Below are 11957 nucleotides of genomic sequence, written 5' to 3'. Positions count from 1 at the left end.
GCGATGTGTCGCGGGGGCTGAACCTTTCGTGCGGCACTGTTTACCTGGGTATTCGACAGATTGTTGCCGGAAGCCAAACGTTTCATATCAATTCGGCATCCGGAAAGTTCGCGAACAGCTAACCTGTGGGGGCTGTTTGGAAGACGACCGCGGCCACACGGCTCGACTGTGTGCTGGACGTGGTCACGGTGCGTTGACGGGATAGCGAATGACTACATGTCTGGGTTTCAGCATCGGTTCAGTGAACTCCGTAGCGGCTTCGGTGACCGATGGTCTGATCCGACCCACGGTGCGCACCAAGCGCACGGCAATCGGCTTCGACCCGGCGGGCACGGCCCGCATCGGCGGTATTCCCCAATACAACTCGGCCGCCACCGATTTCGCCGATCTGGCGCGTGACCCGGAATCGCTGGTCGTCGGCGGGCGGTTGTACTCCCCGGCCAACCTCGTCGCCGCGGTGGTCACCGGCTTGCTGGAGGCGGCCGAGCCGAGCGTGGGCGCGGTGGCGACCTACCCGGCGGTCTACACCGACAAACAACTCGTCCGACTACGCCAGGCGCTCGACCTGAACGGCGCGCGGCAAGTCATGCTGGTGCCGGAGCCGGTGGCCGCCGCCGAATGGCTGGACTACGAACATGGTCCGCTGGAGACCGGCTTCGTCCTCGTCTACGACCTCGGCGGCACCAGCCTCGACGTCTCCATCGTGCGCGTCGGGCCGGACTGGGAGAACCACCCGATCGTCGGAAAGCCGCAGCGCTCCTACGATTTCGGCGGTCGCCCGCTGGGGGACATGATCGCGCGCTACTCGCGGCCCGGCGCGTCCGCGACCACGGTGTCGATGACCTCCATCGTCGACGTCGACGCTCTGCGCGCCGAGCACATCAGGGACTCCTTCGGCGTGGTGCGCGCCTGCCTGCGCTCCACCGGGCTCAGCCTCTCCGCCATCGGTCGCGTGCTGCTCGTCGGCGGCGCGTCCCGGCCCGCCGAGGTGGCAGGCGCGCTGGCCGAACTCGGCCGCCCGGTGGTGGTTTCGGCCGATCCCGGTCATATCGTGGCCGTCGGCGCCGCGCGGTTCGCGGCCCGGACCTTCGCGCCCGCGAGCACCGAGGAACGGCCCGCGCCGCGCGTCGCCGTGTTCTCCAGTGCCGCAGTCGCTTCGGCGCTGGCCATGTCGGCGGCCACGGTCTTCGGCGGCTCCGGCGGATCGCTCCCGGTGCTCGACCGATTCCCGGCCGCCGCACCGATCCCGGGCGACACGCTGCTCTACGAACCCAACGGCGACACCGTCTTCGACCGCGCCGTCCGGCAGGGCATCCCCGCGACGCCGGCGCAGTACGCCTACTTCGACGGGAGCGGCTACGACCGGCGCGTCTCGGCGGCCGCGCGCAGCACCACGTTCGGGCCCTCGGTCGGCGAGTCCCGCCCCGGGACCCACAGCGATCCTCGAACCTGCTGCGGCAACGGCCGATACGCGGGACAGCAATACGCCAACCCGGCCCAGTTCGTGAATCCGCTGCCCTTCAGCCAGCGGACACCGCGGGGGACCCCGCCCGGGTGGGAGCGCCCGACGATCCCGAGCGTCAGCCTGCCCTCCTGGCCGAACACCCAACCGGCCCCGAATCCCTCGGTCCCCGGCAACACTCAACCCGAGCCGGGCACGCCGACTTCTCCCGGATCACCGGCTAGCGGGGGAGCGACCTCGCCGGGGAGCACTACCGACACGTCCACCGGCGGCGCTGCTTCCGGTGGTACGGCCGGAGATCCGGCGCGCGGCGGCGCTGTGAGCGGCACAGAGGGGACGTCCTCGGGGGGAACGACTTCCGGCGGTACGGGCGGGGATGGCTCCGGTGCGGCGTCCGGGCCGGACGCGGACGGTGGTTCGACAGGCGGTGGTGTCTCGTCGGGCGGCAGTACGTCGTCCGGTGGTGATTCTTCGGATGGTGGATCGTCTTCCGGTGGTGGTGCTTCGTCCGGTGGTGATTCTTCGAGCGACGGATCGTCCTCCGGCGGCGGTGCGTCCTCGGGTGGTGGTGCTGCTTCGTCCGGTGATTCCTCCGGCGGCGGAACGTCTTCCGGCGGCGGTGCGGCTTCGGGCGGTGGCGCTGCCTCCGGCGGTCATTCGTCGGGTGGCGGAACGTCTTCCGGTGGCGGTGGTGGTGCATCCTCCGGCGGCGGAGCCTCATCACACGGCGGTGGGTCTTCCGGCGGCGGAACCTCATCGGGTGGAGGCGCGTCCTCCGGCGGCGGAGCATCCTCGTCGGGCCGATCATCTTCCGGCGGAACCTCTTCCGGTGGTGCGTCTTCCGGCGGCAGCGGCAGGTCGGGCTCGAAGTTCGGCGGCGGCGCGGGCGGCTCCGGCGGTATGGGTGGTGCGGGCAAGTCCGGCGGCGGCTCGGCCGGTGGGGGTGGCGGCGGAGTCGGTGGCGCCCGGCGCTGAATCGAAGACGAGTCATCGAGCCGCGGGGCACAATGGATTGGTGAAAGTGCTTGGGGGAGCGCCGCGGCTGATCGCTTTGGATGTGGACGGCACGCTGCTCGAGACGGGATCGCCGGTCAGTGCGCGGGTCGCCGCCGCGGTGGCGGCGGCCGTAGCGGCCGGAGCGCACGTGGTGGTGACGACCGGGCGAACGCTGCTGACGACGCGTCCGGTGCTCGCGGAGCTCGGGCTGGTCGAGGGGCATGCGCTGTGTTCCAACGGCGCGGTGCACATCGACGTGGCCAGGGGCGTGCCCGTGGCGGTGCAGGCGTTCGACCCCGCGCCCGCCGTCGCCGCGCTGCGCGCTCTGTTCCCGGAGATGATCTTCGCGGTGGAGAAGGTCGGCGTCGGCACCTGGGCGACGGGCGGCAGCCCCGGCGAATTCCCCATCGGCGATTACCTTCTCGTCGATCACGGTGCGCTGAGCAGCGAGCCGACGCCACGCCTCAACGGCTGGTGGCCGGACGGGTCGCTGGACGAGATGCTCACACTGTTGCGGACCTTCACCGTGCCCGGCGCGAGCTGGGTGCACGGCGAATTCGGTCCGTGGCTGACGGTGTCGCGCCGCGGGGTGTCCAAGGGCTGGGCGCTCGAACGTCTGCGCCTGTCGCTCGGCATTTCCCGCGCCGCGACCCTGGCCATCGGCGACGGCTACAACGACCGCGAAATGTTGCGCTGGGCTGGATATTCGGTGGCCATGGCCAACGCGCCCGACGACGTCCGCGGGTTGGCCGACGAGGTGACCGGCGACGTCGACGCCGACGGTGTCGCCACGGTGCTGGAGCGCTGGTTCGGCCGCTGAACTACACGCCGCCGGTCTTGCCGACGACCTCCAGGTAGTGCGGGTTGGACATGATCCCGAGAACATTGCCGAACGGGTCCACCACCGCGGCCGTGACGAAACCTCCGCCGTTGCCGCGCGGGGTGATCGGTTCGTACTCGGTGGCGCCGAGATCGAGCAGTCGCTGGAAGGTGGCCGCTAGGTCGTCGACGTGCCAGAACAGGACGCCGCCCCCGCCCGGCTCGTTGCGCGCGCCGCGCGGTGCGTAGGCGCGGTTCACGATGCCGAGTTCGTGCTGGTAGTCGCCGATGCGGAACTCGTAGTACCCGTTCGGCACGTGGTAGTAGGGCGCGATGCCGAGGAACCCGGCGTACCAGTCCTTGGCGGCTTCGAGATCGTCGGCGTAGTAGGTGATGGTGGCCATTCCGCGCAGCATGTCGGTGCTCCTTCGATGATCGGTTCGTGCTGGTGGAACCATCCTCGCGCATAAAGTGCTCACCAATTGAGCACTTTATGCGGCAGAATTTCCGGTATGCGAGCGGATCGTCTGGTGGCCACATTGCTGCTGATGCAGGCCCGAGGCAGGGTGACCGCCGCGGAGGTCGCCGCGGAACTGGAAGTCTCCGTGGCGACGGCGCGGCGCGATTTGGAGGCGCTCTCCGCGGCGGGCATTCCGGTGTATCCGCAGCAGGGCCGCGGTGGCGGCTGGTCGCTGGTGGGCGGGGCGCGCACGGATCTGAGCGGTTTGTCCGAACCCGAGGCCAGGGCGCTGTTCCTGTTGGCCGGCGCGTCCGCGAGCGCGAACCCGGAGGTGAAATCGGCGCTGCGCAAACTGGTTCGGGCGCTGCCGCAGACCTTCCGCGCCGACGCCGAGGCGGCCGCCGACGCGGTGATCATCGATCCGGCGCGCTGGGGTCAGCGGGATCGCAACCGGCCCGGCGTGGTGGATCTGTTGCAGCGCGCGGTCGTGCAGCGGCGACGGGTTCGGCTGGCGTACGAGCGGGCGGGCGCCCGGACGACACGGATGGCCGACCCGTGGGGATTGGTCGACAAGGACGCCATCTGGTATCTGATCGCGGGCACCGAGAAGGGAAGCAGGACCTTCCGGGTGGACCGGATCGTCGATGCGCAGCTGACCGACGAAACCTTTCGCCGGCCGGATGATTTCGCTTTGTCGGCGGCCTGGGACGAGGTGGTCGGCGCGATGGAGCGGCGCCGCGCGGCCACATCGGCCACCGCCCTGATCGCTCCCGCGTTGCTCCCGGTGCTGCGCGATCAGCAGGGCAGGCACTGCGAGGTGGACGGCCCGGTCGCCGACGGCCGGGTCCAGGTTCGGATCACCGCCCCGACGCCGCGGATGATCGCCCAGCAGCTGGCGGGGTGGGGCGCGGAAATCGAAGTGCTCGGCCCGCCGGAGGTGTGCGAGGAACTCGCGCGGCTTGGCGCGGAACTGGTGCGACGGTACGGGAGCGCCGAGTGACCGAAAACCATCCTGCGCAGACGATTCGCCGGTTCGCCTGAATTGTCACGGTCTCGGCGCGGACGCGCGAGCTCGCCACCTATACCCTTTCCCGACCCACCGCGCGCCGGTTTCCTCGGCGACTCGCCGTTGCTGTACGGTTACCAGCGCTGGGCTACAGCGAGATTTGGAATGCCCGTCCGCACCCGCCGAGGAGTATCCGCGACGACGGTCGGCGTGCGAGTTCGTTTGTGAAAGTTCCGTTTCGATCAGATTCGACTGGAGCGTTATGAACCGCAAGCATTCACCTGTCCTGGCTGCGATCACCGCAGTGTTGGTAGTCGTCGCAGGCGCTGCCGGTGTTCAGAACGTGGCTCGCGCCGAGCCGGGGGAGGTCGACTCCGGCGGGATGCACCTGGTCGCGTCAGTGGACGCCAACTTTGTCAAGTCCACCGGTGATCTCGTATTGGGGGTCCCGTTCGGCCACTCGGCCAAGGTGTCCGGGAACTTCTCGACCTCCCTCGATGGAGCCTCGCCGCTGCGCAGGGGGAAGATCATCGCCGGATATCTGGTCGGCTGCGCGGTGGACATCTCCGATGGTATCGACGTCAGCATCGCGGCCGCCGCGGGCGGCAACGTCTCTGTCACCACCGGACTTCTCGGGCTGAGCCTGAATGTTCCGTTCGGTATCAATGTCGGCGAGGAGGTCATCGTCGATTTCGCCGGGGAGTTCGGCATCGATCTCGGCGGAGACGTCACCTTCGGCGTCTTCAGCGAAATCGGTGGGGAGATCACCGTGGCCATCAACCCGGGCAGCGTGACAGCGGCCGTGATCGCCGAGGCGAACCTGGACGAGGATTCCTCGTTCCCCTTCACCTTCGCGCACTCCAACACCGCGCTGAACATCAACGGATGCCTCACCCCGGCATCGGCGATGCCGTTCATCACCGTCCGCGCCGACGCCGCCAACGGCATCGTGCAGACGACGGGTTATGGGCAGCAATTCGTGTTCTGAGCCGCGACGCCCGATCGTGCGTCGGGGGCGAAGGCGACGACCGGCCGACCGTTCGCCTTGGGGACAGGGTGAGTGGCCGTGTACTGCACGCACATTCGACGATCGGTGAGAGGCGAGAACCACCATGATCTGGAGGACCTTCGAGAACGCAGGTCGCAAACTGATCGCGGGGGCGCTGCTGTTGGCGGCCGCTGCGGCGTTCGTCGGAATCGCCGCCCCGGCGCAGGCGTCCACGTCGATCGTGCGGTAGGCCGCCGAGCCGGAGCGGGTCGTCCCGGTCGGCTCGGCGACCTACCGCTCGAGCGGATCGCGACGAATCCGTTTGTTCTCGGTCGCGAAGTTCAGTTGGCGGCAGTGTCGGCGAGGATTCGTGCGCTCAGCGCCCGGACCACTTCCGTGGCTACCACCGCGTGGCCACTGGTCGTGAAGTGGATGAGATCGGCGCTCATGACCTGCGTCCGCAACCGCAACGGGTGGTCCCAGAAATCGACAAGCACCGCATCATAGCGGTGGGCCAGGTCCCGGATGATGTCGTTGAGTACCGCCATGCGGTCGCGCATCGGCCGCATCGGCGCCATGCGCTCGACCTCCCAGACATCGGCCATCGTGAATGTCATGACCTGTGCGCCACCGCGGCTCACCGCGGCGAACAGCCCGTCGAGGTTCGTACGCACCTGGTCGACGTCGCCGCCGGGCAGGAACAGATCGTTGCCGCCGCAGGTCACATGCACCAGGTCGGGCTCGAACTCCAGCACCCGCTGGAGTTGTTCGTCACGGACCTGCGCGGTCGTCGCCCCGACGCGTCCGGTGTTGAGGTAGGCCAGACCAGGCCGTACCGAGGTCAGCAGGGCGGCGAGGCGATCGGCCCACCCGGTCGTCTCGTATCCGGGGCTCGGGTCGCCGACGCCACGGGCGATGGAATCGCCGAGCACGGCGAAGCGCCGCCACGGCGCGCCCGCCAGCAGTTCGCGGGCCGCGTCGGGCGCCAGCAGCATCGGGTCGTCGGCTTCGGTGTGAATGTCGTTGTGCGTCATGGTGACTCCTAGTCGGTGACGGTGGCCGCGGCCGGGTCGAGCTGCCGCGTCGGTATGGCGCACAGGCAGGCCGCCACCGCGGCGATGCCCGCGCAGACCGCGAACAGGGTGTGGAAGCCGGCGAGCGCGTCACCGGGGTGGGCGGCGAACACCGCGGCCAGCACGGCGACGCCCAGCGCGCCGCCGACCTGTCGCGCCGTGAGGTTCATCCCGATGCCCGCCGCGAACTGTTGCGGGGGAAGCGAACTCGCGGCCGCCGTGCCGAGCACCGTCACCACGATGCCGACACCGCCGCCGCCGAGCACCCCGGCGGGGATCCAGGCCGACCACAGCGCGGGCGTCGGCCCGAACGCGTCGGTGCTCATCCAGGCGAGGGTCGCGGTGAACATCACCGCGCCGAGCACCCCGATCCAGCGGCGAGCGACGGGCGAAGTCGCCCGTCCCGCCAACGTGGCGGTCACCATCGACACCACCGCGCCGACGGTGAGCGCGGCGGCCGAGCCGAGCACCGAATAGCCCCAGATCGCGTCCAGGAACAGCGGTCCGGACAGCAGCCAGGCGAACATCGCCGCGCCGAAGACGAACGAGGCGGCATTGGCCAGCGCGTACGGCCTGCTCTGCCACAGCTCCACCGCGATGGCCGGATTGTGGTGCCGCGCCGAACGCACCAGCGCCGTGACCAACAGGGCGGCGCCGACGCCGAGGGCGGCCAGGGTTCCCGGCGAGGTCCAGCCCCACCGCTGCCCCTCGGTGACCCCGGCGACTACCGCGCCGAACCCGAGTGCGACGGCCGCCGTGCCCAGCGGGTCCGGTAGCGCGTTGCCGACGGGCCGCGGGTCGGATACCGGAATCCGCAAGGCGGGCAGGATGAGCGCGAGCGCGACCGGCACGTTGATCACGAAGACCGACCGCCAGCCGAACGCCTCCACCAGGCCGCCGCCGATCGCCGGTCCGACGACCGCGGCGAATCCGCCCGAGGCCGACCAGGCGCCGATGGCAGCGCCGATCTTTTCGCGCGGGGTGACGCTGAGCACCAAGCCCAGCGCCGCGGGCACCATGAGCGCGGCGGTCGCGCCTTGCAGCACCCGGCCCGCGATGAGCAAGGCCGCGTTCGGCGCGAGCCCGCACAGCAATGAGGTGAGCGCGAAACCGGCCAGCGCGACGAGGAACAGCCTGCGTCGCCCGAGCGCGTCGGCGAACCGGCCGCCGGGGGTGAGCAGGGCGGCGAACGCGACGGCGTAACCGCTGACCACCCAGGTCAGCGTGGTTGCCGCGGTGTCGGAGTAGTCGCGGGAGATGGCCGGGAAGGCGATGTTGACCACGGAGAGGTCGAGGAAGGCGATGAACGCCGCGCCGCACGCGATCAGCAACGTGGCGGTGGCGCTCATCGCGGGAGGACTGGCGGTGGTCCGTGCGGACACCTCGGTCATGGAGATTCCTTCGGGAAGCGATAACAAAACGTACGACCGTTCGTGCAATAAAAGTACGACCGACCGTTCGTATTTGCAAGCGCTCGGTGGAAGAATGGGGTCATGGCCGAGACGACAACCGATCAGCGCCTGGTCAAGGGCGCCCGCTCCCGGGCATCGATCGCCCGGCACGCCGCCGATGTGGCGTCGGTCGAAGGGCTGAACGGTGTGAGCATCGGGCGCTTGGCCGCCGACCTCGGGATCAGCAAGAGCGGGATCGCCACGCTCTTCGGTTCGAAGGAATCCCTCCAGCTCGCGGCGGTGCAGGCGGCGAAGGAGGTGTTCGTGGCGCAGGTGATCGAGCCGACCCTCGGCGTGCCGCGCGGTCTACCGCGACTGCGCGCACTGCTCGATCGCTGGTTCGCCCACGTCACCGAGCCTGTCTTTCCCGGCGGCTGTTTCCGCACCGCCACCCTGGTCGAATTCGACAGCAGACCGGGCCCGGTGCACGACGCGATCGCCGCCGACCGCGAGGACTGGCTCGCCTTCCTGACCAAAGAGATTCGCAAGGCCCAGGATCAGGGCGACCTGGCCGGCCGGGACGCGGACGCCCTCGCCTTCGAATTGGACGCGCTCCTCAGTGCGGTCAGCACGGCGCGCCAACTCGGCGACGAGACCAAGGTGCACACGGCACGGCGCATCGTCGACGGGCTACTGTCGTGAAAAGCTCTCGGGGCGTGCGATTTCGGCGTAACTGCAGCGAGTGGATGTCGGCTGGCCAGTGATGCCCGTGGTTCCGATGCTGGCGGTGACTCGGGCGGTGGCGGGCGGAACCGCCTGTATGGGGCCTCGAGCGGACGGCTGTCGCCGGTGCGGGGATTTTGAGCGAGCATTGGCCCAGGTCGAGCATGACAGCCGGTCGATGACATGCCAGGACCGCATCAGTTCGACCCGAGGGTCTGCGCGCCGACACGGGGCCACAGCTGCGGAGATAGCAGTGTGGTCTGTGTGATCGGGGGCAGACCGTCGTCGTACTCACGCAGCTTGGCGTAGATCGTCTTCATCGCTGCTCGATTGGGTACGTATGAACCGCCGGCTGCCCGCGCCAGGATGCTTACGGTGTTGACGAGAACAATCCGGCCGAATGGCTTCCCCTGTTCGCGAAACCGATTGAGACGCTGCGCTTCAGAAGTCGCCATCGTCGCGCCGGACTGGTCGTCGATGACCACGGTGACGTCGAGGCCTTGTTCGGCCGCAACAACCGCATGCGCGACGACCAGCAGCTCGCCGAGGTCCTTCGCCCGCTTCTTACGGTCGGTCAAGCCCGTTTCACCGACGCGTTGGCACACCGCACTCAGCTCATCGGTCACGTCATCGCAGAGGATTTCGATCCATTTGGGTGTCAGTTTGGACCACGTCAATCCGACGCCCTTGAACCTGGGATTGGTCCTCGACTTTCGCAGCACTTCGCTTTCGACGGTCTCGGGTGTGCTTATCTTTCCAAGCACGCTGATCAACAGTCGTTGTTGGTTGGCGGCCAGGAAGTTCAGCGCGGGCCCGGCGTCGAGCACCGGCTCGGCGCTCATTCCGTGCCGCCGTCGCCCAAGTCGAAGTCGAGTTCTGCGAGGTCGATGCCGGCCTCGGGTAGGTCGGCCGGGTCGTTCCAGGCTGGAGTGAGTTCGGCAGGTGCGAGACCGGCCTCGGTCAGCTCCTTCTCGACAGTGGCTGGATCGAGACCTCTAAGCAGCGCAATTGTCTGGATCGAAACGGCGTTCTGCAGCCAGCCGGAGATCGCTCGGGCCAGCAGGCGCTGAGGTGCCCTCCGGCGATTCGATTCGAGCTGCATCGCCTGGTACTGATCCGACCAGCCGAACCGCGCAGCCAGCCGGGGTGTGGTCTCGGACATGAACTGCCTCTTGGTGACCTCATCGATGAATCCGATTTGCGCCAAGGCAATCGCGGCGATCTGTGGCGAGACAAGGAACCGTTGAACCACCGTCGACAGCATCACGAGCTCGCCGCCTCGTCCACCTTCCGCCACCAGATCACTCACTCCTTGCAGCGGGAGCAGCAGATGGCGGGCGAACGAATTCGCCCGGCTCTCCGTCGGGCTGGTCGAGTCGACCTCGGGTTCACTGGACCAGTCATCGAAGACGACATGCGCCAGTTCGTGCGCGAGCGTGCTCCGCTGCCGCATCGGCCGCGTAGTTCGGGCCACAGCGATGTACACCCGTCCCATATCCCCCCGGCGCATCGTCACGCCATGCTGATCGACGTCGGTGTCGAGTACCGCGACATCGGCGCCGACGGTCTGTTCGATCAAGGTGACCAGATCCCCAAGGGGTTGGACGCCGAGGCGATGTTGCTTTCGGAAGCGCTCTGCGGCCTCCCGGCCTTCGGATTCCGCGCTCATACGACCGCCGCGATGGCCTGGTCATCGAGATAGGCATCGAGCTCGAGGAAGTGCAGCATCTGCTCGTACATCGAGTCCATCGAGGCACCGTTCGCCGAACGTGCGGCGCACTGCACCTGCCCGGGCACCCGGGAGGTTCCGGTGAGTGCGGCCAGCGTGACACCGGTGGCGTGGGCGATCGCGACCAGTTCGTTCATCTTGGCCACTCGCTCGCCGGAAATGGTGCGCGACAATGTCGACTGCGAAATTCCCGTCTCGGCGGCCAGCTCGCGTTGACTGAGTTTCGCGGCGGCGAGCGCTCGCTCGATTCGCTGACCGATCGACGTCGCAGGCACGAGCTGACCTCCTGAATCAAGTTTCTTCGATGTGATTCAGTATAGGGAAACTCGGAGGATGCGGCAATATTCCTGCTGGTCATTGGGTCGGCTGAGCGGCGGTGGCCACTGAGCAAGCCGACAACGGCCCGCCCGAGCGTGCCCGGCGAGCACCTTCTGCGCACCGGTGTCTGACATTCCGCGCATCGGTAATACGCGTGCGAGTCGTGTGGCAGTGCCGTGAACTCAGGCGGACAGCGGTAGGGCGGTCGCCCGCGCGGCGGCGTAGCGATCCCAGACGATCTCGGCCATGGCGCGATGCACGCCGAGGACGCCGGCGTGCGTGAGGTTCGGGGCCGCGGCAGCCAATCGGTCGGTGAGCAGGCCGGGGGCGAGGAACCACGGCGCGACGAGGACGCGATCGACGCCGCGTGCGCGCAGGCGGGAAACCGCTTCGTGCACCGTGGGTTCCGTGGTGGCGAAGCAGATCTCGGTGTGCCAGCCGGTGATCGCGGCCAAGCGGCGCGCCACCGCGGCGGTGCGGGCGTTCGCCGCGGAAGACGACGAGCCGACCGCGGCCACCGCGACGCCGACACGGTCCGCAGGGAGGGTCGTGGAAGTCCCGATGGCGTCGAGCACGCGGTCCCGCAGCGCGTCGATCAGGCGCGGATCGGGGCCGAGCACGTCCGCTTGCGTGAGCCGCAGGCGCGGGTGCCGGGCGCGGCATGCGTCCAGCAGCCCCGGCAGGTCGACGCGGGCGTGAAAGGCGCTGCCCAGCAAGAGGGGCGCCACGATGGCATGCGTATGACCTTGCCCCGCAATGGCTTCCACCACTTGCTCGACCGAGGGCGCGCTCAGATCGAGGAAGGCGAGGCGGACGTCGAGATCGGGCCTTGCGGCGGCGATCTCGGCGACCACCGCCGACATGGTGGCCGCCGACCGCGGATCGCGGCTGCCGTGCGCGACCGCGATCAGCGCGGGTGCGGTGAATCGACGGTCGCCGCGCGGCGGCACCGGCTGCGCGCCGATGCCGCGCGGGGCGAACACGTCGGTCAT

At 68.8% G+C, this 11957-nt stretch carries 13 protein-coding genes; 6 read left to right on the top strand and 7 right to left on the bottom strand.

What is annotated here, in order from left to right:
* The first annotated feature begins 241 nt into the window (after positions 1–241).
* Positions 242–2437 (top strand): Hsp70 family protein, encoded by a 2196-nt coding sequence (locus AB0H50_RS19735; RefSeq protein ID WP_357454370.1) that lies wholly within the window; start codon positions 242–244, stop codon positions 2435–2437.
* Between the two features lie 40 nt (positions 2438–2477).
* Positions 2478–3278: an HAD hydrolase family protein gene (locus tag AB0H50_RS19730; RefSeq protein WP_357454367.1), complete on the top strand. Its 801-nt coding sequence runs from the start codon at positions 2478–2480 to the stop codon at positions 3276–3278.
* A gap of 1 nt (position 3279) precedes the next feature.
* On the opposite strand, the gene AB0H50_RS19725 is transcribed toward AB0H50_RS19730, so the two are convergent.
* Complete coding sequence (locus tag AB0H50_RS19725) at positions 3280–3693, bottom strand: VOC family protein (protein ID WP_357454364.1); 414 nt, start codon at positions 3691–3693, stop codon at positions 3280–3282.
* A gap of 96 nt (positions 3694–3789) precedes the next feature.
* Between AB0H50_RS19725 and AB0H50_RS19720 the strand changes: the two genes are divergently transcribed.
* From AB0H50_RS19720 to AB0H50_RS19710, 3 genes are all read left to right on the top strand, one after another.
* Positions 3790–4737 carry a WYL domain-containing protein gene (locus tag AB0H50_RS19720; protein WP_357454361.1) on the top strand — a complete coding sequence of 316 codons (948 nt, stop codon included), beginning with the start codon at positions 3790–3792 and terminating at the stop codon, positions 4735–4737.
* A gap of 310 nt (positions 4738–5047) precedes the next feature.
* Positions 5048–5731: an MspA family porin gene (locus AB0H50_RS19715; protein ID WP_357454358.1), complete on the top strand. Its 684-nt coding sequence runs from the start codon at positions 5048–5050 to the stop codon at positions 5729–5731.
* A gap of 124 nt (positions 5732–5855) precedes the next feature.
* The gene (locus AB0H50_RS19710; protein WP_357454355.1) at positions 5856–5981 is read left to right on the top strand and encodes a hypothetical protein; all 126 of its coding nucleotides are present in this window, start codon (positions 5856–5858) and stop codon (positions 5979–5981) included.
* 91 nt (positions 5982–6072) lie between these two features.
* Here AB0H50_RS19710 and AB0H50_RS19705 read toward each other — a convergent pair whose 3' ends face one another.
* A complete protein-coding gene (locus AB0H50_RS19705; protein ID WP_357454352.1) occupies positions 6073–6765 on the bottom strand; it encodes an SGNH/GDSL hydrolase family protein in 693 nt (230 codons plus the stop codon).
* 8 nt (positions 6766–6773) lie between these two features.
* Complete coding sequence (locus AB0H50_RS19700; RefSeq protein ID WP_357454349.1) at positions 6774–8195, bottom strand: MFS transporter; 1422 nt, start codon at positions 8193–8195, stop codon at positions 6774–6776.
* Positions 8196–8297: 102 nt separating this feature from the next.
* On the opposite strand from AB0H50_RS19700, the gene AB0H50_RS19695 reads away from it, so the two are divergent.
* The gene (locus tag AB0H50_RS19695) at positions 8298–8897 is read left to right on the top strand and encodes a TetR/AcrR family transcriptional regulator (RefSeq protein ID WP_357454347.1); all 600 of its coding nucleotides are present in this window, start codon (positions 8298–8300) and stop codon (positions 8895–8897) included.
* Positions 8898–9115: 218 nt separating this feature from the next.
* Here AB0H50_RS19695 and AB0H50_RS19690 read toward each other — a convergent pair whose 3' ends face one another.
* The 4 genes from AB0H50_RS19690 to AB0H50_RS19675 all read right to left on the bottom strand — a co-directional run bounded on the left by AB0H50_RS19690 (position 9116) and on the right by AB0H50_RS19675 (position 11957).
* Entirely contained in the window at positions 9116–9760 is a 645-nt protein-coding gene (locus tag AB0H50_RS19690; RefSeq protein WP_357454344.1) for a hypothetical protein, read from the bottom strand.
* Positions 9757–10587 carry an ImmA/IrrE family metallo-endopeptidase gene (locus tag AB0H50_RS19685; protein ID WP_357454341.1) on the bottom strand — a complete coding sequence of 277 codons (831 nt, stop codon included), beginning with the start codon at positions 10585–10587 and terminating at the stop codon, positions 9757–9759. Before AB0H50_RS19685 ends, AB0H50_RS19690 begins: the two co-directional genes overlap by 4 nt.
* Entirely contained in the window at positions 10584–10922 is a 339-nt protein-coding gene (locus tag AB0H50_RS19680) for a helix-turn-helix transcriptional regulator (protein ID WP_357454338.1), read from the bottom strand. Before AB0H50_RS19680 ends, AB0H50_RS19685 begins: the two co-directional genes overlap by 4 nt.
* A gap of 225 nt (positions 10923–11147) precedes the next feature.
* Positions 11148–11957, bottom strand: a complete 810-nt coding sequence (locus AB0H50_RS19675; RefSeq protein WP_357454335.1) for a sirohydrochlorin chelatase — start codon at positions 11955–11957, stop codon at positions 11148–11150.

It is taken from the genome of Nocardia sp. NPDC050793 (assembly GCF_040654065.1).
GTDB lineage: Bacteria > Actinomycetota > Actinomycetes > Mycobacteriales > Mycobacteriaceae > Nocardia.
This window is presented reverse-complemented; position numbering and strand designations above follow the sequence as displayed.